We start from the raw sequence: 23,226 nt of genomic DNA, 5'->3' as shown, positions 1-23,226 counted from the left end.
GGCCAAACTCATGCAATATACGGGTTAACGATGCAATCCACTGACCTTCCCCTGTTTCCGCTGTCCGCCGTGCTGCTGCCCTACGGGCGGGTGCCGCTGCAAATTTTCGAGCAGCGCTACCTGGACCTGGTACGCGACTGTATGAAGAATGACAGCGGTTTCGGTGTGGTGTGGATCCGGCGCGGCGAGGAAGTCATCCGTGCGGGACAGGGCAGGCAGCAACTGGGTGAGGTGGGCACGATGGCGAGGATCATCGATTGGGACCAGCTGGCCAATGGCTTGTTGGGCATAACCATCGAAGGCGGGGAGCGCTTTGACCTGGGCGCCACCCGGATAGCGGCGAACGGCCTGGTGCTGGGCGAGGCCTCCATCAGGGAAAGCCCCGCACCGGCACCGGTTGCGGACATGTGGTCATCGCTGCGGGACATCCTCGAGAGCCTGGGCGAACACCCGCAGGTGCGCCGCATGGGCCTGGCTATCGATCCGGATGACGCCTGGCAGTTGGGCTACGGCCTGGCCCAGTTGCTGCCGCTGGATGAATCCCTCAAGTACGAGCTGCTGACCCTGGACAATGCCGACCAGCTGCTGGACCAGCTGGACCTGATGCTCAGCGAGATCAGTGGCGAGGCCTAGCAGGCTGTTGAAAAACAGCCTGTGTCATTGGCCACGCAGTGGTCGATGACAAAATCAAGCACGTAAGTGATTGATTTGTCGTGTCCATGTTTGCGGACATGTGCCGCAAACATGGCTTGAAAAAGCCTTCTGAGGCTTTTTCAACAACCTGCCAGGGGACCCTGCGCTTCACGCATGGCCCACTGAACAACCAGCCAGGCCCGACAGCCTCTCGGGCAACAGGACCGGCAGCTATTGCGGGCGCGGATCCGGCCGCCTGGCGATGAAATAGACATTGAAGGGGTCGTGCGGCAGGTATTCTCGCCGGATATCCACGAATCCCGCCTCCTCCAGCATCGACAAGGCCAATTCCTCGCCCCACAGGGTTCCCAGGCCAGGGCCGCCCTGGCCCAGCGATACCGGGGTACAGTGGCAGCAGGAGATACTGTACAACAGCGGGCCAAGGGGATGTCCCAGATTATTTTCCAGCACGCTGGAGCCGGCGATGTCCTGCATCAGGTAGACCCCGTCGGGGCGCAGGGCGCCGGCGATACCCCGCAGCAGCGCGGCGGGGTCGGGCTGGTCGTGGACTGCATCGAAAGTGGTGATCAGACCGTAACGGGAAGACTCGCTGAAATCGCGCAGGTCGCGGGCTTCGAATGTCAGGTTGTCCACTCCCTGGCTGGCGGCCAGGGCTGCCGTTTCGGCAAAGGCATCGGCACAGAGGTCGTAGCCGGTGAAACGACTGCACGGATAGGTCCGGGCCAGTTCCAGCAGGGCCAGGCCACCACCGCAGCCCGCGTCCAGTACCTCGATTCCCTGCTGCAGTTGCTGCTGCAGGCCGGGAATCAATGGCAGGATACGAGACTCCAGTGCCGCCACTACCGTCTGTTGGCTATCTTCCGCCATCACCTCATGGCAGCGGGGAAAGGCAGTGTAGGGCAGGCCCTCGCCGCTGCGGAAGCAGTCCAGCAGGCGATCTTCCATGCTGCCTGTCAGCGGAATGAACTGCGCGGTGACGGCCATGTTGTCCGGGCTGGCGGCCCGGGTCAGGCAGGCAGCGTGGGCCGGATCCAGCGTGTAGTGGCGATGACCCGGGTCGTAGTCCACGATCCCCCCGGTGACCATCACCGCCAGCCATTCACGCACATAGCGCTCGCTGAGCTGTGCCTGCTCGGCGATCACATCGCTGCTGGCAGGCGGCAGTCGCGACATCAGGTCGAACAGTTCCAGGCGGTGGCCGATGGATACCATGATCACTACCGCGGCGTCGTTCAGCATGCGGCTGAATCTGGCAGCGAAATGTTCCGGGCTGCGCGCAGTGCTGTTTTCATCGCGGATGGTTTCGGGTGCATTCATGATGAGAGTCCTCCTGTGGTTGCTGCTGGTTTGAAGCAGCGCCACTCTAGCCGAAGGGGTCTTGCCTCACCGCAGCCAAAACGTACAGAAAAAGGTCAAATCTGCCAGCGCGGGACAGTAGGTGGCGGGCTTGGGTGCCGTCATGCGCCGTAGTATCCTGCTGGCGGCGCAGACTGGTAGCGCAGGGCGGACCAGAGGAGTCCGGGCCAGTAATCGCGGGAGGGATGCCAATGCCGGCAGCGACAGTCACGAACAGGCAGGTGGCCATTGAAATCGGCATTCTCGCGATGCCCCAGTCTACTGCCTCGCCGATTTACGGTATGCAGGAGCTATTGGGTTGCCCGGGGCGGGACTGGGAAATGCTGACGCGGGGCAGCCCCGGCCAGTCCCTGATCAACACCAGTATCGTCTCGCTCGATGGCAAGCCCATGGAACTGGTCAATGGCGCCTGGGTAAAACCGGTCCGTGCGCTCGATGACAACTACCGGCCGGACGTGCTGTGCATCCTCGAAATCGTGTTCAATCCACAGACCGGGCTGGTGCGGGACAGCTGTCGGCGCGAGGTGCGCTGGCTGGTTGACTACTGGCACAGTGGCGGCACAGTCGCTACCGCCTGCACCGGGGCGGTGCTGCTGGGAGAGGCCGGCTTGCTGGCGGGGCAGGATGCCACCACCCATTGGGGCTACTGCGACTACATGACGCGCCATTACCCCGGCGTCCGGATGCACCCTGATCGTATCCTGCTGGCCTCGGGCCCAGAGCAGCGATTGATCATGGCGGGCGGTGGCAGCTCGTGGATGGACCTGGCGCTGTACCTGATCAGCCGCTTCTGCGGCACGGCCCAGGCGGTGCGCACGGCCAGGGTGCATCTGATCGACTGGCGCCAGAGTGGCCAGACAGCCTATGCGAGCACGATCGATCAGCGCCAGTCCAGCGATGCAGTGATTGCCCGCTGCCAGCACTGGCTGGCGCAGCATTACGATGAACCCTCCCCGGTGGCTGGCGTGGTGGCCTACAGTGGGCTCAACGAGCGTACTTTCAAGCGCCGCTTCAGGCTGGCTACGGGATTGACCCCGATCGACTACGTGCTGAACCTCCGCCTGGAGGAGGCCCGGCATCTGCTGGAAACAAGCGCAGCGCCGGTGGAGGCAGTGGCCGAAATGGTAGGGTATCAGGATGCCGGCTTTTTCCGCCGCAAGTTCCGGCAACGGCTGGGTCTGACGCCGGCCGAATACCGGCGCAAGTTTGCCGGCCTGCGCACTGTGCCCACCGGCGGGGTCTCGCAGCCGCCGGGCGCGTTCAGGCCGGCGGCTGGGGCGTCGTCAAATTACGGTGACAGTGACTGATCATTGCGCCGCCGGCGGACTGCAGCCCGGTCGAATATTATTCCGGGGTTGGCAGGGCGGCTCTGCGGCCGGCAAGCCAGCGAAGACGTATCTGCTTTTCTGTTTCGAGAATGGCCAACAGTACGGCGCCAGTGGCACACAGCAGCAGCCCGTCCCGAAAGGCTACGGGCTCCGTGGCAAAGACCCTTTGCAAAAAGGGTAAGTAGGTAATGGCGAATTGCGCAGCGGTAACGATGCCAACCGTGAGCCAGACCATTCCAGTGCCCCGCACTGCCTGCCAGGTCAGGGAGGTGCCGTAAATGTTGCGAACAAAGAAGAGGTAGAAGATCTCCATGATGACGATCATGTTGACGACCATGGTGCGGGCCAGCTCCAGCGAATAGTCCTGCTCAATGGCGTAGTTGTAAACGCCGAATACGCCACAGACGAACAATAGTGATGCCAGTACGATCTGCCACACCAGTGTGCCGGAGAGCAGTGACTCTGTCCGCCCGCGCGGAGGGCGGCGCATGGTGTTTTCCTCTGTGGGCTCGAAGGCCAGGGCTATACCCAGCGTCACCGCGGTAATCAGGTTGATCCACAGAATCTGGATGGGAGTGACCGGCAGTGTCATACCGAAAAGCAGGGCCACAATAATGGTCAATGACTCGCCGGCATTGGTGGGGAGCGTCCAGGTGATGACTTTCTTCAGATTGTCATAGACTGTGCGACCCTGGCGGATGGCAGCGACAATGGAGGCAAAATTGTCGTCCGCCAGCACCAGCTCAGAGGCCTCCTTCGCGGCTTCGCTGCCTTTCTGCCCCATGGCAATGCCGGTATCCGCCCGTTTCAGGGCCGGGGCATCATTGACGCCGTCACCCGTCATGGCCACAGTCAGGTTGTGGGCCTGCAGCGCCATGACCAGGCGCAGTTTGTGCTCCGGGCTGGTACGGGCGAAAATGTCGCAATCCTGTACCACCGCCTGCAATGCAGCGTCATCCATCGCGTCTATATCCCGGCCGGTGAGTACGCTGGCGGGATTCTGCAACGCGATCTCCCTTCCGATAGCCATTGCTGTGCCGGCATGATCCCCCGTGATCATCTTTACCCGGATGCCCGCCTGGTGGCATTCGGCCACGGCCTCAATGGCTTCCGGGCGGGGTGGGTCTATCATTCCCACCATTCCCAGAAGTGTCAGGGTGCCCTCGACATCGCTGTGTTCGAGAACGGTTTGCCCGGGCTCCACGGTTCTGAGCGCAAGTGCCAGAACACGCTGGCCAAGGGAGGCGATCTCTTCCGCACGGCTTTGCCAGTAGGCGGTATTGAGTGCTTCCGTGGCGCCGGCCGGGCCGCGCTGGTCCCTGCACATGGTGAGAACCTGTTCGGGGGCGCCTTTTACGAATATATACGCATGATCGTCGTGATCGTGGTTCAGCGTCGCCATATAGCGGTGGCTGGCATCAAAGGGGATGGCGTCAGTGCGCGTCCAGCGTGACAATTCGCCGCGTACATCCAGGCCGGCCTTGCCGCAAAAAGCCAGCAGCGCCCCTTCCATCGGGTCGCCCTCAACGACCCAGCTGCCCTCATGTTCGCGCAGCGCCGCGTCATTGCACAGCGCGCTGCTTCTGGCGAGCTCTTCGAGAATACTGTGATCGGCGCTGCTGACTTCTGTGTTGTCGAGCGAGATCGTACCTTTGGGCTCATAACCGGAGCCGCCTATCCTGAACAGATGCGCGGAAGACAGCGCCGACGCCACTGCCATTTCATTGCGGGTCAGGGTGCCGGTCTTGTCCGTGCAAATGACCGATACCGAGCCGAGGGTTTCAATGGCTGGCAGGCGTCGCACGATGGCATTGCGCCGCGCCATGGCCTGGACGCCGATCGCCAGGGTGATGGTGAGCACCGCGGGCAGTCCTTCGGGAATGGCTGCTACCGAAAGTCCCACCACCACCATGAAAATTTCGTCAAAACTGAAGCCGGCGACGAGATAACCAAAGCCGAACAACAGCGCCCCGACCACCAGGATCAGCGCGGTCAAGCATTTGCCAAACACGTTCATCTGATTGACCAGCGGCGTGGTGAGGGTATCCACCGTTGAGAGCAACCCGCTGATACGGCCGATCTCCGTGGCGCTGCCGGTCGCCGTCACCACGCCGCGGCCCTGCCCGGAGGTCACCAGGGTGCCCGAATAGGCCATGTTGCTGCGATCGCCCAGGGGCAGATCGGCTGTCAGCGCCCCGGTTTGTTTTTCCACCGGCACGGATTCACCGGTGAGAATCGCCTCCTGCACAGACATGCCATGAGCCTGTAACAGACGCAGATCCGCCGGCACCTTGTCCCCCGCTTCCAGCAGTACGACGTCACCCGGTACCAGTGCCTCTCCCTCGACGCTGCAGCGGGCCCCGTCGCGCAACACAGAGGCACGGGGCGCCAGCATCTGGCGAATGGCATCCATGGCTTTCTCGGCCTTGCCTTCCTGCACCAAGCCGATGACGGCATTGACTATCACCACCGCCAGGATGACAGCAGTATCGATCAGGTGGTCCAGAAAGGCGGTGACGACAGCGGCTGCCAGCAGCACATAGATCAGGATGTTGTGAAATTGCAACAGGAATCGAAGCAGGATACTGCGGCGCGGTGGCTCGGGCAGCCGGTTGGCTCCCCAGGCCTCAAGACGCGCCTTTGCCTCATCCTGACTCAGCCCCGATGATGTTGTCTTGAGTTGCTCAAAAACATCATCAATCGGTCTGGCATGGTTGCCACCGGTTGCTGCTGCATCTACATCAGGCTCGGGTGCTGCTCCATCTGTCATATTGAATAGCTCATTCCCGTTGTTTGCAGGGTACTGTTGGAGAAAAGGCAGACGCTTTCCCATTCTACACAACGCCCGCCCTAGTGCGAGTGACGATTGGCATGCAAGGATTGAATCTTAAGCTGGATCCATACAGAGCTTGCTTCCGGTTACCGAGGCCGCAGTGGCCGGCCCTGCATGAATCGGAGGAAGACCATTCCGGCGCGGGCCGACGGCAGTCGCTTGGCAAAACCCCAATCTCGTCTAAAGTATAAGGTTGCCTGGCCCCGCTTTCCGGTGCGGGCCAGAGCCTCGTCGGGAAGGCACTGTTCAGGCAGGGCGAGGCCTGACTGAGCCCGTTTGCCGTTGGCAGGGAGGGTGGGCCGTGCGGAATCTGAGCTTTGTTTTGGCACTGATGGTACTGATGTTGTCGCTGCCGGCCATTGGCCAGCGTGCGTCTCATCCGCACAACTCCATTGCACCCGAGCCACCCCGTCCAACCCCGTACGGCCTGGATATCGTACGCATCAGCGAACTTCCCGGTATGGACATCGGCGGGGATACGCCACTGCTGGATCCGATGCTGGTCCAGCACCGGCAGACGGTAGAGCGGCTGCAGGCGTCCAGGGGGCCCTATGCCCCGGTGTTGATCGAGCCGCTGAAGGAACTCGGTCGCGCCTATCAGCGCATGGCGCAGCACCGCAGCGCGCTCCTCATTTTCAAGCGCGCGCTGCACCTCACCCGGGTGAATGGCGGCCTCTACAGCGAGGACCAGCTAGCGCTGATGGAGCAGCTGATTACCAGTCAACTGGCTCTGGGGCAGGTCGCAGTAGCGGATGCGAGCCGGGACTACCTTTATCGGGTGCAGCGCAAGCTCTACGAGCCCGGCAGCGCGGCCATGTCCGAGGCCGCGATGGCTTACGGCGACTGGAAGCGGCAGGCTTTCCTGGATGGCTTTGGCGATGCCACCTTCAAGCACCTACTGACGATTCATAGAGTGCACAGCCGCATGATTGATGAGATCGCAGTGACTGATGCCGGCGACCCGGCGCAGATCCCTCACCTTTACGAGCGGATGCGGGCCGAATATTTGATATCGCGCTATGAACGTGAGCAGGGTCCGGTCGTCCAGCTGCGTGTTTCGCAGATGAACGGTCTCAATGCGATGCCGAGCTCGAGCCAGGAAGAGCTCGAATTCCACCGACTGAAAAAGAACAATTATCGCACCGGGCGCCGGACCATGGAACAGATTGTGACGCTGTTGGAAGGCGAGGACCCGGTGGACATACAAGCGCTGGTGGAGGCAAGGATTGCCCAGGGTGACTGGTTCGCCTGGTGGGGGCAGTCGGCCCTGGCCCGGCAGTGTTATGAACAGGCCTATGCCCTGGGGGTGAAAGACGGCAGCCCGGCAACAGACCCGGCCTTGCTGTTTGGAGAGCCGGTGGAACTGCCGGACGAACAGGTTTTCCGCCGCGGTTCGATGACGCCGCCGGCCAATAACCAGGCCCGTGCTGTGGTCCGCTTCGACGTTTCGGAACTGGGCGAGGCGCGTGATATCAAGTATCTCGAGCTGGATGCTGAGGAGGTGGACGACGCGCGCCTGGTGCTCTATCGGATGCTGCGCAGTGTCCGCTTCCGGCCGATCCTGCGCGAGGGGACAGTGGCCCGGGCCAGCGCCGTCGTGCGCGAATACGATTTCCAGTACTGACCGGCAAGCTACCCAATCCCGCCGTGAAGCCCTGCCGTGTAAAGTGGGACACTCTCGTTATGAAGACGCAAAGGTACCGGAGTCGCGAGCCAGCCGTCCCAGCGTGGCGAGCGCGGCCGCGGTTTCTTCCCGCCAGGGGAGGGCAGCGCTGAGCCGGAAGCAGTTGCGGTATTTGCCGGTGGGAGAGAATACCGAGCCGGGCATGATGACGATACCCTGTTGCAGGGCAAGATGGTAGAGCTGCCACGCGTCCGCTGTATCTGGAAGCTCCACCCAGAGCACGAAACCACCCTGCGGGCGGCTCAGCCGGGTACCTGGCGGGAAGCATTCGTATACGCAGTCGGATACCAGCTGCAGTTGGCGGAGGAAGTTGCGGCGCAGGCCGCGCAGGTGGCGCTCGTAGTTGCCGCTGGCCATGAAATCCGCTACTGCCATCTGCTCCAGCGAGGCGCCATTGGCATTGCGGAATGTGCTCAGGTGCCGCACCCGTGAGAAGAACCGGCCGGGAATCGTCCAGCCTACCCGCAGCCCGGTTCCCAGGGATTTGGAGACTGATGAGCAGTACAGCACGAGCCCCTGCTCATCAAATGCCTTGGCCGCCAGTGGCCGGCTGGGGGCAAACTCCAGATCGCCGAACAGATCATCTTCTATCAGGGGCACCTGATAGCGGGCCAGCAGGGCGACCAGCTGCCGCTTACGTTCGGGCGGCATGCTGGCCCCCAGGGGGTTGTGGCAGGCAGGCATCAGTGCGCAGGCGCGAATGGGCCACTGCTCGAGGGCCAGCTCCAGTGCTTCCAGGCTCACGCCATTGCGCGGGTCGGTCGGGATCTCCAGCGCTTTCAGGCCGAGGGACTCGATAATCTGCAACAGGCCGAGGTAGCTGGGTGACTCGATGGCAATGGTGTCACCGGGTTCAGCGACCGCATTGAGGCACAGTGCCAGCGCTCCCTGGCAGCCGTCTGTGATCACGATGTCATCGGCAGTTGCCTGAAAGCCTGCCGCCAGGCAGCGTTGCGCGATCTGGCGGCGCAGCGGCCGGTAGCCGGCAGAGAACTCGCCGGCAATTACCTCGCGCAGGTGGTAGCGCGTCAGTCGGGTGAATACCCGTTGCAGGGCGCCTACCGGCGCCAGCTCGGGCGGCAGGGTGGCGAGCCCGAAATTGAGCAGGCCGGGTTGCTGACAGCGATCCATCAGGTCCAGCACCGTGTTGTTGACCGTCACCGCCCGGGGTGCGGTGGTTTGTTCTGATGTTGCGGGCGCCAACGCTGGATTCGTGGGAGCCGGCGATGGCCGGCGGCGCACGTAATAGCCGGACTGCGGGCGTGCCTCCACCAGCCCCAGGTCCTCCAGCTCCCGGTAGGCCCTTTGCACGGTGGTAACGCTGGCGGAGAACTGTCGGCAGGCCTCGCGGATAGAGGGCAGGCGGTCGCCGGCGAGAAAATTGCCGCCGTTGATCTGTGCGGCCAATTGGTCCGCGATGATATGGTAGCGAGTAGCCCGCATGGCACCTCCGGTACAGTTACTGGCCAACTTGGCGGTACAGTTTGCTGGGATGGTTAATTGTACCGCTAAAATACCGTGTTTTTATATCTGTATATATGAGTGCTCGCTGCCTACCATGGTCACCATCGGGAACCATCAGGCTCAGGAAAAAAGTGTGAAAAACGTGAAGCAGGAAAATCCATCGCAGGACTCCCTTGTCGCGAAGATCGACGCCCTTGAGGCGGCAGCCGCGCCCCTGGTGGCAAACCCGGCGCTGGACGCCGGCCGCAGCCAGGCGGTGTTCGAGCATGCCGTCCAGTTGCGCCGCCGGAAAGCTGAGCGTCCGGTATTTTCCCGGGATGAAGACGGCCTTTGTGAGTCCATACGGCAGGCGGGTATCCGCGAACAGGGGCTGCCGCTGGACGGAGCGCTGGAGCTGCTGCGCGACACGGTGGAACAGTTTGGCGTACAGACGGGTCGGGGGGGCTCCATGGCCTACATACCCGGGAGTGAAAACCAGCTCGGTGCTCTGGGTGCCTACCTGGCTGCCGTGTCCAACCCCTATACCGGGGTGGCCGATATGAACCCCGGGGCGGTAGTGATGCAGGAGACACTGTTGCGCTGGCTGGCGGATTCCATCGGCTTTCCCGCCACCAGCTATGGTGATCTGACCTCAGGCGGCAGCATCGCCAATCTCTCGGCTGTGGTCACGGCACGGGAAGCGTACGGTATCCGCGCGGCCCAGGTGGCGAATCACGTCGTGTACTGTTCCACTCACACGCATCACTCGATCTCCAAGGCCCTGCATATCGCCGGACTGGCAGAGTGCCCGCTGCGCCAGATCCCCTGCGACGCGCGCTTCCGGATGGATTGCGAGCAGCTGCGTGGAGCCATGAGCCGCGACCGCGCCGCCGGCTTGCGTCCCTGGCTGATCATCGGCAGTGCCGGTACCACCGACACTGGCGGCGTGGATGAGCTGTCGGCACTGGCCGATATCAGCGCCGAGGCGGGATGCTGGTTGCACGTGGATGCAGCCTATGGGGGCAGTTTTGCCCTGTGTGATGAAGGGCGGGCGGTGCTGCGCGGCATTGAACGCGCTGATTCGGTAACCCTGGATCCCCACAAGGGCCTGTTTGCCCAGGGCGGCATCGGCGCAGTGCTGGTGCGCGACGGCCAGCGGCTGTGCAGCGCCTTCCGTTTCAGCGGCAGTTATCTGCGTGACATTTCCGATTTGATATCGCCGGCCGACGTCTCACCGGAATTGACGCGGCCATTCCGGGCGCTGCCCCTGTGGCTGCCACTGGTGGTACTGGGCGTGGCACCCTACCGGGCCGCGCTGGCTCACAAGATGGCGCTGGCACGCCATGCCCATGCCCGCCTGCAGCGGATCCGGGGGCTGTGGGTTGGCCCCGAGCCGCAGTTGTCCATCCTGGTATTCCGTTGTGAAGAGGGCGATGCAGCCAATGAAGCCATCGCCCGAAGCTTCAATAACGAGGGCGAATACTTTATCTCCACCACTGTCCTGGAGGGGCGCGTCACGCTGCGCATGGCGCTGTTGGCGCCGGCTACCAGCCGCGCCCTGGTGGACGAATTCATCGATCGTCTGGCGGTGCTGGTCGATGAGCGGGCTGGTATCGACAGGGCCTCCTCAGCTTATTGATTGAGGGATTGCGGACCTTGCGTGCAGCAGCTTATATGTTGTTTCGACAACATATAAGCTGCGGGAAGACCATTTTGAATGCGCCGGGGAAAATTTCCGCCATTCATCCGGCAGTGCTCACCGGGCCCTGAAAAATGATGGCTTTAAAGTGTGAATTCAAGACGCCTATGATCAAAGGTGTCTTGAGCCTTTTTTGGCTGACGATCCAATTCCAATGCCCGAAACCGACTGAAGCGTTCACCGGAATTCACGATCTTCAGGTGCTGTAAACAGTGCCGGCAATAGCGTTGTCATGACAACATATGCGTGCTAGCATTGATAATATATAACTGGTGCGTCACCTTGTTGTCGCACCCGAGCGGGGATCAGTCGGGCAGAAAAATATGATCAAGCAGATACAAGGGTTCGGACTCTTCATGCTTGCAGCTGTTGCCAGCGCTAGCTGGTCAGTGGAGCCGTGGCGGGCCCCCGAAAATGCGGCGGCACAACTGGATGCGTTGCTCGCCAGTGAGGTGGCCTGGCAGCAGCTGACGCCAGCCTATACCGTGCTGGTGGATGTCGGTGGCAAAGCCGTCTACACCAACAATATTGGTTTCGCCGACGTGGAACACCGGATCCCCGCGAGTACTGATACCGTCTACCAGATCGGCTCGATCAGCAAGTCCTATACCGCCCTGGCCGTTCTGCAGCTGGTGGAAAGTGGCGACCTGCAGCTGGACAAGTCTGTTGCAGATTATCTCCCTGATTACAACGGGCCGGGCCGGGATGCAAGCTTGCGTCAGCTACTGACTCACACCTCCGGCATACCAAGCTATACAGCGCTACCGGATGCAGAGCAACTGCTGACCTGGGTGCCGAATCAACGAGAGGATATCCTGCGCCTGTTCGCCGACAAGCCGCTGGACTTTGAACCAGGCAGTCACTACCTCTACTCGAATTCCGGGTACTATTTGCTTGGCCTGATCCTGGAGGAGGTTACGGGACAGGATTATTATGCGCTGCTACAGGAACGGGTGCTTGATCCACTGCAACTGGAACGTACCTACAGTGGACGCTACGGCGATATCGTCAACAATCGTGCGCGGGGTTACCTTGTCACTGAAGAGGGCTTCGAAAATGCGCCGCCCACACCGCATCTGACACCGTTCGCGGCGGGGTCCATCCAGACCACTGCGGAAGACCTGGTCCGCTATCGGCGTGCCGTTTTCACCTCCCCTGCTGTTTCCAAAAAGCTCCGGGAGCTGGTGACCACGACTTTCGCGTTCGCCGATGGTACTCCACAAATCTATTCCCTGGGGGCACTGACGCGTGCCGACCATCTCGGCTACACGGTCTGGAGCCACAGTGGGGGTATTTCAGGGTTTATCTCTCACCACGCCTACTATCCGGAACTGGACATGACTGTCGTCGTCTTGACCAACACGGGCAACCCGCCGGTAGCGCCGTCGACGCTGGCCAGCAAGGTTGCCACTGTCATGCTGGGCGGGGAGATCACCGAAGTCACATCAGCACAAACAACGATTGATTCAGAGCGCCTGCGTCATTACAGCGGCAACTTTGTGATGACGCCTTTCCGTCTCACCGCCGATGGCCTCTTTACGCTGCTGTACCAGGACGAGACTCTGCTTGCCCGATTGGGCAAGGCAGATGACGAACAGGCACCGACCGTACCGCTGTCAGCTGTGGGTCAGCGGCAGTTCATCGGTGAGGGACTGCCGCTGGAGGTTCGCGTCCTGGAGGACGACGGTGTGGTGACCGGACTGGAGATCATGGTTGCTGAAGACGGGCCTTTTCCTGCCATTCCCGCCGCTACACTCTGAGGCCCGGGAGGGGCGCATACCAGGGCCGACTTCACCCGCGCCAAGCGGTCACTCGCCATCGCTGTTGTCCGCCGCGGTCGAGGGACAGGCGCGTGTTGCGATCGCATTCAAGCGATCTCATTGCATTCGCAGGCCCTCATCGCTACGGGAAATCTCGATACGGCGCAGATGTTCGATGCCATATTGCCGCGCCGTGATGGTGCTGACTGCGATAAAGTCCGCCACCGCCCGGTCATGCTGCAGCACCAGGCGCAGATAGCCGTTGTGGAGACCGTCGGTCCACGCGACTTCCGGGTTGCTGTCCATCAGACGCTGATCCATCAGGCGGGCGGCAGCGGGGCCGAACTCCTGGAAGTCGCCCGGTGAGCTAATGCCATTGGTCCCCAGCTCCAGGCCCATGCGCGTACCGTGCCGATCGTGGAGGACATTGCTCCAGAAACTGTGGCTGTCGCCGGTCAGTACCAGCAGGTCGCGCACACCGGTGTCGGCGCAGAGTTTGTAGAAGCGTTCCCGGGCCGCGGGGTAGCCGTCCCACGGGTCCAGATACAGCGGCAGGCCCAGTTCGCCGAGGCGGGCGTAGTACTGGGCCCTGGCAAAGTGCTCGCTGTCGAGTTGTTGCTGCAGTTGCCGCAGGTCATCCGCGCTTAGCTGCGGTGACCGGGTGCGCGCCATTGGGATCTGGTTGCCGATCAGGCGCCAGGGTTCGCCGGTTTGTTTGGAGGCGCGCAATGCCTGGGCGAGGAACTGTTCCATCTCCGCCGACAGCATGCGCCGCGAGGGATCGCCGACCACTTCGTCAAGGAAGTGCTGGGCGTCGGCGGCAGTCATGCTCGGCAGAGTCTGAATGTCGTAGTCGATCTGTTGTGAGCGGCCACTGTGACGGGTTTCCAGCGTGATCAGGCTGGCCAGGTCGCCAAAGCGGAAATGGCGCCAGTAATCGGCACGGCTGCGGCCGGGTTCGGGCTCGCGGATGGGCATCCATTCGTAATAGGCCTGCAGCGAGGCGGCGCGCCGCAGGGCCCATTCGCCTTCGGTGTCAGGCTGATGGTTCTCCGCCCCGCCCAGCCAGGGATTATTGGTGGACTCATGATCATCCCAGATTGCCAGCAATGGATGGGCAGCGTGCATTAGCTGTGATTGCGGGTCGGACTTGTACTGGGCGTGGCGCTGGCGATAGTCCGTCAGACTGACGATTTCCCGCTCCGGATGGTGCTGCCGCCCCAGCCGGGTCCCGGTGGCGGCGCCGTAGCCATCGGGCCCGTATTCATACAGGTAATCGCCCAGATGCAGCACCAGTTCCACCTGGGGATCCAGCGCAATCGCCTCGTAGGCATTGAAGTAGCCAAACGGGTAGTTGGAACAGGAGGCGATGGCGAGGCCCAGGGACTCGACATGGCCGTCGGGCAGGGTGCGGCTGCGGCCGATGGGTGACAGGTACTCGCCGCTGCGGAAGCGGTAGAAATACTGCTGTCCCGGTTCCAGTCCCTGGGCCACCACCTTGACCGTGAAGTCGCGTTCCGGGCCGGTGGTGCTGGTGCCCTGTGCGGCGAGTTGCTGGAAGGCGTCATCCCTGGCCACCTGCCAGTGCACGTTGAGGTCGCTGTCGGTGGCCGATAACCGGGTCCACAACACGATGGATTGGTGGTCCGGGTCGCCGCTGGCAACGCCATGGGAAAAGCGGGCAGTCTCCCGCTCCTTCGCTGTGGCTGGCCCGGCCCGGCCAGTCAGCGGCAGGACCAGCGCGGTGGACAGTCCCGCCAGGGCGCGGCGTCGTGTCAGTCGGTAGCTCATGGCGCTACAGGTCCAGCGTGAGCGTGGCGGAGACTGTGCGCGGCGAGCCGATCCAGGCGCCGTTGCCGGAGATGCCGCCGAGATAACTTTCATCAAAGGCGTTGTTTACCAGCAGGGTGATATTCCAGCCGGCATCACTGCCGGCGGCGTTGTTGCCTGTCATGCTCAGGTACAGGTCCGCTGTCACGTAATCATCGGCAATCCAGGCATTGTCGATTCTGACCGGACGCTCGCCGGTATACTTGCCGCTGATCCCCGCGCTCAGGTTGTCACGCCGCCAGTCCAGGGACAGAACCAGTTGCTGGTCCGGAATACCCGCGACGTCGTTGCCTGGCAGTACCCCCAGGCTGTTGTCCACCTCGGTGTCACCGGTGCCGATATAGGTGGCATCGCTGTAAGTGTAGGCGCTGTACAGTGACAGGGTCTCGCTCAGATCGTAGTCCACAGTCAGCTCAAAGCCATCGGATTCGATACCGCCGGCATTGAAGTAGGTGCCATTGGTGCCTATCAGGTAGTCCGGCCCCGCACCGCTTTCCGGGCTGAGGAAAATAATGCGGTCGTTGAACTCGGTGTCATACCAGGTAGCGGTAAAGGCCAGGCGGTCGTTGCGATAACGCAGCCCCAGTTCGATATTGTCCGAAGTCTCGGGTTCGAGGGAGTCCAGGTCCGATTCCGGCCGTTCCAGGATTTCATCGTAGATGGCCTTGAAATTCTCGGCGTAGCCAGCGAAGACTTCCATGCCGGCTACCGGGGTTTCCCACAGTACGCCCCCGGAAAACAGGACATCGGAGTCCGAATCGAGTTTGAGGTTGGCGGACTCGCCGAAATTGTCCTCGCGCTCCAGCTCCACCAGGAACTGCTTCACACCGCCGGTAAAGGTCAGGCTGCCGGCGCTGAGGCTGTCCTCCAGATACCACTTGAACACTTCCTGGGGATAGCTGCGGTCATACTGGGTCCAGTACGGAACGTTATCGAACTCGATGCCCACCCGGGCTTCGGTCAGTTTGTGCCAGGTCCGTGTCTCGTCGCGCTGCTGGTCCTCGTACCAGACGCCACCGCGCAGTGTATTGCTGACACTGCCCAGCTCGGCCTGCCACTCCCCGTCCAGCGTGAAGCCGGTGCGTTCCTTCCAGTAATTGGTGTGGCGGTAGGATTGTACCGGGATAGCGCCTGCAGGATAGCAGGCGGGATCGTACTCGGGTCCGGCGCCGCCATAGGGGAAAGTGATGGACGAGACGCAGCCGGGGTTGGGAGACAGCGCATTGCCGGCACCGTCGACGAAGAAAATACTGCCTAGCGCTGCGCCGCCGTTGACTGAGCCGTTGCCCAGGAACTCTGATTCGGGGCCGCCCTGATCGTCGCGGACATCTACCAGGTAGGGTGGTATCCAGTCGCCGCGGCCCTCGTTGTCGTGGTAGTACAGGCCTGCCTGCAGACGGATTTCGGGATTGAGCTCGAAGTCGGCCTTGAGGTAGGCCAACAGGTTTTCGCGCAGGGTAGACCAGCCGCGGCGGTACACCTGATCCACATAGGGAATGCCGGTCCAGGTATCGGTCAGCCCGTCCCAGTTGGGGTTGCTGGCGAAATCCTCAGGTGAAAACAGCCGCTGATAATTGTCCTCGTGGATATCATCATAGGAGACATAGGCAGTAATTGCGGTATTGCCGAAGCCGGAAACCAGTTTGGCCGCCAGATGATCGCGCTCATTTTCGGCGGAGCCGGTCATCCAGTCACTGGCGCTCTGGTGGGAGGCGGAAAACCAGGCCCGGCTGTCGCCGGCAAAAGTCCCGGTGTCGTAGCGCAGGTAGTAGCGTTCGGCATCGTGTTCGCCCAGGGATCCCTGGAACCGGATGCGGGCGGTATCCTCCGGATCATCCGTCACGAAGTTTATGGTGCCGCCCAGCGCATCGAGCGCGCGGGAGGCGATATCCGCCGTGCCCTGGGACACCGTCACCGTGCGCAGGTTGGCCGAGTCGAGGTAGCGGTTGGCCTTCGCGCCGCCGCCATAGCCCGAGCCGCCGTTGGGAATACCGTCGATGGTGGTGCCGATCTGCTGTTCATCCAGGCTGTTCTGGAAGCCCCGTACGGTGATGGTGGTAGACCAGTCGTCAAAGCCATAGCTGTCACCTTCCTGGATGGAGACGCCGGGCAGGTTGTCGATCAGCGCATTGATACTGGTGATGGGCGATTGCTGCGCCTTCATCGAATCGGTAACGGCATTGCTGCCATAGACCTGCTGGCGGGCGACCACGAATATTTCCTCAATGGAACCGGCCGCTGCCTGTGCCTGGGGCTGGGCCCAGGAGTGACCTGAGGCCGCGGCCAGCGCCGCGCCCGTGATCGCCATGCGCGTCGCAGTATGGGAAAAGCGTCTGCGGAAAATCCCTGATCTCATGTTGGTCTCCAATGGCCTGGACAGAATGACGCCATGGAAGGCGCCTGTATGATGCTGTTGGTCAGGGTGCGGGCAGCGGCTGAAGAATGGATTCCGGCACGCCTGCAATGACAGGCGGGAACTATAAGGGGGCGGCGATGACGGTAGCGTTACGGTGTGTTTACCGATTCGTGAAACGGCCGATATTGCCCTGCGCCGCTAATTCGAGCCATTCCGCCGACGGTTTTGACAGCACTCCCCGGCACCGGGCCGGACGATGCCAGCCGAAAGTCAGCAGCGCTGTCCTGCCAGGACATGCCCGGGGCGCCGGATTGTGGCATTATTCGCCCCTCGAAAAATCCGGATGCAGGACAATGCCAGATGAGACCTGAAGGCCGCGACGAGCTGGATTCGTTGTACTTTGATTATCCGCAGTTTGACCCTCCCGCCAGTATCGACTCTTCCGGCAGGGCGGCGGTCGCCATTGTCGGCGCGGGACCGGTGGGGCTGGTGGCCGCCCTGACCCTGGCCCGCGGCGGTGTGCACTCGGTGGTACTGGAGCAAAATTCGACCTTTAACGATGGCAGCCGGGCTATCTGCGTTGCACGCCAGAGTTTTCATATCCTGGAGCGGCTCGGCGCTGTTGCGCCTTTTGTCGAGAAGGCGCTGGGGTGGACCACAGGCCGCAGTTTCTATCGCGGCCAGCAGATTCTCGAATTCCAGATGCCTCACAGTGAGGACGAAAAATTCCTGCCCATGTATAACCTGCAGCAGCAGTATATTGAGCGCTTTCTGTGGGAGGCTGCGTCACGCCGGCCGGAGATAGAGCTGCGCTGGCAGAGCGAGGTTACCGCGGTTGAGGATGACGGGGCGGGCGTGACCCTGCAGGTGACCGACCCGCTGCGCAGCTACACGCTCAATGCCGGCTGGGTGCTGGCCGCGGACGGGGCCCGCAGTATCGTGCGTGCCCGCCGTGGCCTGCGGCTGGAAGGGGAGAATTACGAAGGCCGCTATGTCATCGCCGATGTGCAGATGGCTCACGATTATCCCACCATCCGGCGGGCGCTGTTCGATCCCGCCTGCATGCCGGGGGCGACCGTGCTGATCCACCGCCAGCCGGACAATATCTGGCGCATCGATTACCAGCTCGGCGAGGGCGAGAGCCCGGAGGAGGCTACCCGGGAGGCGACCGTCCGCGCCAGGGTCAGCGCAGTGCTGGCGGAAATCGGTCATCAGGGCAGCTGGGAACTGGAGTGGTGGAGCGTGTACTCGGCCAATACCCTGGCGCTGGCGGACTACCGCGATGGCCGGATCTTTTTCGTGGGTGACAGCGCCCATATCGTGCCGATCTTCGGCGTCCGCGGCCTGAACAACGGGCTGGCAGATGCGGAAAACATCGGCTGGAAACTGGCCATGGTGATCAATGGGGACGCCTGCCCGCAGTTGCTGGACAGCTACACGCCCGAGCGCCGCGGTGCGACCCTGGATGTGTTCGCCAATGCTTCCCGCAGTGCCCGTTTCATGACCCCACCCACTGCGGGCTGGCGCCTGATGCGCGACGCGGCGCTGTCGCTGGCACTGGATCATCCCTTTGCGGGGCAGTTTGCCAACCCGCGGCAGATGACGCCGTACACCTACGCCCACAGCCCTGCCACCCTGGCCGATGACCCGGCCTTTGGCGCTGGCCCGGTGCCCGGTGCGGTCGTGCCGAACCTGCGTCTGACCGGCGGCGATTTTCTTTCGGACCATCTGGGCCACGGTTTCTGCGGACTGCTGTTTACCGGCCCGCATTGGGAACTGGCCGGGGAGTTGGGGCAGTTGCTGGCGGAATTCGAGCCCTCGCTGCGCATCCTGCGGATCGGGCCTGTAGCGGGCGATGACGGCGCAACCGTTGCCGACCCCGACGGCCGTATTGCGGCCCGCTTTGATGCGATGCCGGGCAGCTTCTACCTGCTGCGTCCCGACATGCACATCTACGGCCGCTGGCGCCAGCTGGTTCCGGACCGTATCTGTACGGCACTGAAACAGTACTTTCACGCGGCGAGGGAGGTGCAATAGGCATGGAATTTGCCCAGCTTGAAACTGTTTATGAACGCCTGGCCGAGGCGCTTGACCAGGCCGGGCCGGAGCACAGCGAGCTGTTGCTCGCACGGCTGGTGTTGCTGCTCGCCGAAGCACAGCAGGACAACGGCCCGGTACTGGCCGCGATCGACAGTGCCCTGGCCCGGCTGGGGCCGGAGGTTGAGCCACTGCAGTGATTGGCTGTGGCACATTCGGCCCGCTGCGGTCATCGTGCCCTTGTCGGCGGGAGTCGAGGTGGTCCGGTTGTGCCGCCTCGGGGCGGGCCTATTGCAGGATGGTCACCGGGTCGCCCACCGCGATCCGGCCCCCGCCGCTGTACAGCAGATTCTGGCCAAACAGTATCTTGCGATCGAAGCGGCGGTAGCTGGCCAGCACCCGGTTGATGCTGCCATCGCGCTCCGCGGTGGCCTGGTCGATAGAGGGAATGCTGCAGCGCTGGCAGGCCTTGACCACGTCAAACTCCACGCTGCCCACGCGGATCCGGCGCCAGCTGTCCTCGGCAAAGGGCTCGCAGCCGCCGACCACAAGGTTGGGCCGGAACCGGTTCATTGGTACCGGCTGTGGCAGCCGGCTGTTGAGGTCATCCAGCGAGGCCCGGGAAATCAGCAGCAGTGGAAAGGCGTCGGCAAAGCTCACGGTCTGGCCGGCGTCGGCAAACGCCGGGTCCACCGGCCGCTTGCTGTCCTGCGGCATGTAGACCAGGCGGCAGGGCGTGTCCAGGTGCCTGGACAGCCAGGCCGCCGCTGCGTCTCCTGCATCCAGGGCCTGCACCTGATCGCCCCATACATCGACCCGGCGCGATACAGCTCCCGTTGCTGGCAGCGCAACCTCGCAGGTTGAACTGCCGTTTGTGAGATGCAATCCACCCCCTGCCTGCACCGCCACCCGCACCAGCGCCAGGCGGGGGTACTCGCGCTGGGTCAGGAACCTGCCGTCGGGGTCAGTGATCATCCAGCGGCGATCACCGGCGGGGCCGAAGCGGTCCAGCGCGAATGTCTCGACCTGGTGGCCGGAACAGGATTTGACGGGATAGAGAGAGAGTTCACTGACCGTGGGGGCAAGCATGGTTTAGGCAGATCCAGTTAATGGGGGTTGCGGCGTCAGGACCTCATGCCACGCACAAATTCCTGCACATTGACACTGAGGGTCGCCAGGTCGTAGCCGCCTTCCTGCACTATCAGGCTGGGCAGTTCCAGCTGGCGCAGCTGGCGACCCAGGCGGGAGAAACCGGCGGAGGTCACGGCGACCTTGGCCTGGGGGTCGTCCTTGTAGATGTCGAAACCCAGCGCCAGTACCAGCGCGTCGGGCTGGAACAGGCGGATGGCGGCCAGCGCCTCCTCCAGGCGGAGGAAGAAGTCATCCTCCGAAGAGCCGTGGGGCATGGGCAGGTTGATATTGTAGCCGTAGCCCTCGCCCTCGCCGCGCTCATCCTCGAAGCCACTCACCACCGGATAGAAGTTGGTCGGGTCGCCGTGGATGGAGACGTAGAGTACATCGCTGCGCTGGTAGAAGATGTCCTGAATACCCTGGCCGTGGTGCATGTCGGTATCGAGGATGGCAATGCGGGGGTAGCGGGCAGTGAGTTGCTGGGCCGCAATGGCGGCATTGTTCAGATAGCAAAAGCCGCCCGCCGCATCCCGCCGGGCATGGTGGCCGGGCGGGCGACAGACCGCGTAGGCGCAGTGTTCACCCTCCAGCAGTGCGGTGGCGGCCGCCAGGGCTGTCTGGGCCGACCAGTAGGCGGCCTCCCAGGTGTGGGCGCCGATCGGGCAGCTGCCGTCGGCCAGGTAGCGGCCCGCCTCGGCGAGAATGCCGCGCATGGCATTGGGTGAGCGCACGAAGATATTCGACATTACCTCCTCGCCCCAATCCTCCGGGATCTCCATCCAGCGGCGGTGGGCGGACTGCAGAAAGCGCAAATAGCCCAGGTCGTGAACCCGGGAGATGGGCCCGGCGCCGTGATCCGCGGCCTCGGCAATGTTGACTCCCAGTTCCCGCAGACCCTCCAGCATCTGGTTGGTGCGGTCGGGCACTTCCTGAGGCTGGCGCATCTGTCCCCGGGTAAAATAGGTTTTGGGAAGATGCCGGTCCTGTGCCGGATGGAAGAATGCCTGCATGATTGATCCTCTTGCCCGTTGCGTGGCGTCAGTATAGGGCTCCGGCAGCTGCCGTCACAACCGGGTGCTCCCCGCCCGGTGGCATGGGGAATGGGGCTGGACCTGGAGACCATTCGGGAGAGGCAGTTTCCGGCGGATGATCCCGACGCCGAGTGCGCCGAGTGCGCCGAGTGCGCCGAGTGCGCCGAGGCCGACTGGTTGATTATGCGAGCCACCGGCTGGTTCTGGTGTGCCCGGGGGGGGGTAAGTCTAGTTTTCCCGATCTATCAGCGACTTCCGCACATGGGAGCCCGAAGGCTGTAGCTGGTACAGGCAGGCGCCATTGCTAAACAGGAAGAACGCGCTGCTGTCGATGGGCGTGAAGGCTTGCTCCAGATCCACCCCCGCTTGACCCTTGCAACCGAAGCGGCGGACAGTGCCGATCAAATGCCATTCGTTATCGAGCCATTGCCAGGCCGGAGACAGGCGATGATATGATCGAGTGGACGTACTCACACGATAGCGCTGGCCCCGGTACTCGAAGTCCCCCAATATGCAATGGGCGTCGCCTGCCATGCAGAGGTGGATACCGTGCTCTGCCGGAGCCAGTGCCTCCAGGAACTCATCAGAGAGTTCTGTGCCGGGTAACAGCCGAAACTGCGCCCGGCGCCAATCGGTGTCGTCTTGTTGCGCCGGAGTCTGCCGTTGCCAGCGGGATGTTGCGGTGAGGGCGGTATCGATGCGGTTCTTAAGCGTGATGTCGTCCTCGGCCCATGCGGATGCCTGCAGGGCTTTCAGCGCGTCGGTACCGTAGGTGCCCAGGTTGAAGCGTAAATAGACCGCATCGAATTCCTCCGGTTTGGTGCTGCCGTTTTCCAGACGTGCTACTTGACTCTGCGCCGACCATTTGTGGAAATCGAGCACGGGGGTGTGCACCAGGACAAGCGCCGAGGCCAGGGCGGCGCCAAGCAGGGTATTCCACCGCCGAAAACGGGCAGGGTGCAGGCGCTGGTCAAGCACTGCCAGGGCCGCGTAGCCGAGGCTGAACAGGCCGATAAACAGGGTGACAAAAGCGCCCCACAGCCGGGCTACAGTGAGCCCGTACTGGTCGATGCGCAGGCCCAGGGACCAACCCGCCAGGATGGCGGTAGCGGGGAGCAACAGCAGGGCGGCCAGTAGCAAGCGCCTCAACCAGGGAGCATTGTCGAAAGGCTGCTCGTGTTCCGCGCTCACCGCGTTGAAAAAATACAGCAGGATGGCCGCCAGCCAGAGCATCAGGGAAGCGGCAAAGCCGGTATTCCACAGTGGCTTGAGACCGGTAAAGGGCAGGGCGGCCAGAAACAGCATAAGGATCAGTGCTACCAGTGGCAGCAGCGCCCGGATAAGGACTTCACACAGCTTGCGCACGGTGGCGATCATGCTCTCGCGGCTGCGAATCAAGCCCAGACCCCAGCCACCGACCAGACCGGTGACCGGATATATAAACTCCGGTTCGCTGAACAACTCGGCAAAGAAATCGATGCCGATGACGTCAAACAGCTTTGACCACAGGAACAACAGCAACCAGAACACGAGGATGAACAGGCCCAGAAAGGAGAGCGTCAGGGCATTACGCCAGGAGTTTTCCAACAGGCCGGTATAGTCCAGCCGGCCGTGCTCGCGCCAGGTGCGGAAGAAAAACGCGAGAATGAACAGGGCGACGAACAGCCCGCAACCAAGAGAAAAGATGCCCCCCTTGTACTGGTAACCGGCATCTTCCAGCAGTGGCGTACTTAGCCAGCCGTTGTGCCAGCCCAGCCAGAACAGGACACCCCCCAGAATTACAGCGGCGATGCCGTTGGCTCTTTCGCGCCAGTGGGTGGCGCCGAGATAGAGAAACAACGGCAGACCGATGGCGGCGGTATACAGGGCATGCAGCCACACGGGCGCAGTGGCCGGCCAGACGGTGTGATTGATCGCCTTGTGCAGCAGGAGCAGCACCAGTGACTGGCCAACGGCGAGGATGATGAGTGCCAGCCGGTTTTCGTTGGATATGGTGTTGTTCATGTAACTGCCCCGTGAGCGTGGACCTGAGTCTAAGGGGACAATAAGCCGGCCACAATAGAGAGTTCGCGTCCGAGGGAAGT

The 23,226-nt window shown here is 62.5% G+C and carries 15 protein-coding genes; 7 read left to right on the top strand and 8 right to left on the bottom strand.

Annotation, left to right across the window (positions count from 1 at the left end):
* Nucleotides 1-30: 30 nt before the first annotated feature.
* The gene (locus G3T16_RS05095; RefSeq protein WP_163494107.1) at nucleotides 31-633 is read left to right on the top strand and encodes an LON peptidase substrate-binding domain-containing protein; all 603 of its coding nucleotides are present in this window, start codon (nucleotides 31-33) and stop codon (nucleotides 631-633) included.
* 231 nt (nucleotides 634-864) lie between these two features.
* On the opposite strand, the gene G3T16_RS05090 is transcribed toward G3T16_RS05095, so the two are convergent.
* Complete coding sequence (locus G3T16_RS05090) at nucleotides 865-1,971, bottom strand: class I SAM-dependent methyltransferase (RefSeq protein WP_163494106.1); 1,107 nt, start codon at nucleotides 1,969-1,971, stop codon at nucleotides 865-867.
* A gap of 230 nt (nucleotides 1,972-2,201) precedes the next feature.
* On the opposite strand from G3T16_RS05090, the gene G3T16_RS05085 reads away from it, so the two are divergent.
* Nucleotides 2,202-3,317, top strand: a complete 1,116-nt coding sequence (locus G3T16_RS05085) for a GlxA family transcriptional regulator (protein WP_163494105.1) — start codon at nucleotides 2,202-2,204, stop codon at nucleotides 3,315-3,317.
* Between the two features lie 37 nt (nucleotides 3,318-3,354).
* Here G3T16_RS05085 and G3T16_RS05080 read toward each other — a convergent pair whose 3' ends face one another.
* A complete protein-coding gene (locus G3T16_RS05080; RefSeq protein WP_163494104.1) occupies nucleotides 3,355-6,108 on the bottom strand; it encodes a cation-transporting P-type ATPase in 2,754 nt (917 codons plus the stop codon).
* 364 nt (nucleotides 6,109-6,472) lie between these two features.
* Between G3T16_RS05080 and G3T16_RS05075 the strand changes: the two genes are divergently transcribed.
* Complete coding sequence (locus G3T16_RS05075; protein ID WP_163494103.1) at nucleotides 6,473-7,795, top strand: hypothetical protein; 1,323 nt, start codon at nucleotides 6,473-6,475, stop codon at nucleotides 7,793-7,795.
* Nucleotides 7,796-7,852: 57 nt separating this feature from the next.
* Here G3T16_RS05075 and G3T16_RS05070 read toward each other — a convergent pair whose 3' ends face one another.
* On the bottom strand, nucleotides 7,853-9,298 hold the full coding sequence (locus G3T16_RS05070; protein ID WP_163494102.1) for an aminotransferase-like domain-containing protein: 1,446 nt from the start codon (nucleotides 9,296-9,298) through the stop codon (nucleotides 7,853-7,855).
* Between the two features lie 154 nt (nucleotides 9,299-9,452).
* On the opposite strand from G3T16_RS05070, the gene G3T16_RS05065 reads away from it, so the two are divergent.
* On the top strand, nucleotides 9,453-10,937 hold the full coding sequence (locus tag G3T16_RS05065) for a pyridoxal phosphate-dependent decarboxylase family protein (protein WP_163494101.1): 1,485 nt from the start codon (nucleotides 9,453-9,455) through the stop codon (nucleotides 10,935-10,937).
* A gap of 416 nt (nucleotides 10,938-11,353) precedes the next feature.
* A complete protein-coding gene (locus G3T16_RS05060; RefSeq protein ID WP_163494100.1) occupies nucleotides 11,354-12,757 on the top strand; it encodes a serine hydrolase domain-containing protein in 1,404 nt (467 codons plus the stop codon).
* 117 nt (nucleotides 12,758-12,874) lie between these two features.
* On the opposite strand, the gene G3T16_RS05055 is transcribed toward G3T16_RS05060, so the two are convergent.
* Complete coding sequence (locus G3T16_RS05055) at nucleotides 12,875-14,548, bottom strand: alkaline phosphatase D family protein (protein WP_163494099.1); 1,674 nt, start codon at nucleotides 14,546-14,548, stop codon at nucleotides 12,875-12,877.
* Nucleotides 14,549-14,552: 4 nt separating this feature from the next.
* Entirely contained in the window at nucleotides 14,553-16,943 is a 2,391-nt protein-coding gene (locus tag G3T16_RS05050; protein ID WP_232059273.1) for a TonB-dependent receptor domain-containing protein, read from the bottom strand.
* 360 nt (nucleotides 16,944-17,303) lie between these two features.
* On the opposite strand from G3T16_RS05050, the gene G3T16_RS05045 reads away from it, so the two are divergent.
* Together G3T16_RS05045 and G3T16_RS05040 are read left to right on the top strand one after the other, a co-directional pair.
* The gene (locus G3T16_RS05045; protein WP_163494098.1) at nucleotides 17,304-18,980 is read left to right on the top strand and encodes an FAD-dependent monooxygenase; all 1,677 of its coding nucleotides are present in this window, start codon (nucleotides 17,304-17,306) and stop codon (nucleotides 18,978-18,980) included.
* A gap of 2 nt (nucleotides 18,981-18,982) precedes the next feature.
* Entirely contained in the window at nucleotides 18,983-19,180 is a 198-nt protein-coding gene (locus tag G3T16_RS05040; protein ID WP_163494097.1) for a DUF2783 domain-containing protein, read from the top strand.
* Nucleotides 19,181-19,268: 88 nt separating this feature from the next.
* On the opposite strand, the gene G3T16_RS05035 is transcribed toward G3T16_RS05040, so the two are convergent.
* The 3 genes from G3T16_RS05035 to G3T16_RS05025 all read right to left on the bottom strand — a co-directional run bounded on the left by G3T16_RS05035 (nucleotide 19,269) and on the right by G3T16_RS05025 (nucleotide 23,146).
* Entirely contained in the window at nucleotides 19,269-20,069 is an 801-nt protein-coding gene (locus tag G3T16_RS05035; protein WP_163494096.1) for an MOSC domain-containing protein, read from the bottom strand.
* Nucleotides 20,070-20,104: 35 nt separating this feature from the next.
* Nucleotides 20,105-21,121 (bottom strand): histone deacetylase family protein, encoded by a 1,017-nt coding sequence (locus G3T16_RS05030; protein ID WP_163494095.1) that lies wholly within the window; start codon nucleotides 21,119-21,121, stop codon nucleotides 20,105-20,107.
* Between the two features lie 249 nt (nucleotides 21,122-21,370).
* On the bottom strand, nucleotides 21,371-23,146 hold the full coding sequence (locus G3T16_RS05025; protein ID WP_163494094.1) for a DUF4153 domain-containing protein: 1,776 nt from the start codon (nucleotides 23,144-23,146) through the stop codon (nucleotides 21,371-21,373).
* Nucleotides 23,147-23,226: the final 80 nt, after the last annotated feature.

This window comes from Kineobactrum salinum (assembly GCF_010669285.1).
Taxonomy (GTDB): domain Bacteria; phylum Pseudomonadota; class Gammaproteobacteria; order Pseudomonadales; family Halieaceae; genus Kineobactrum; species Kineobactrum salinum.
Note: the sequence above shows the minus strand (reverse complement) of the source record. Positions and strands in the feature narration are given on the sequence as shown.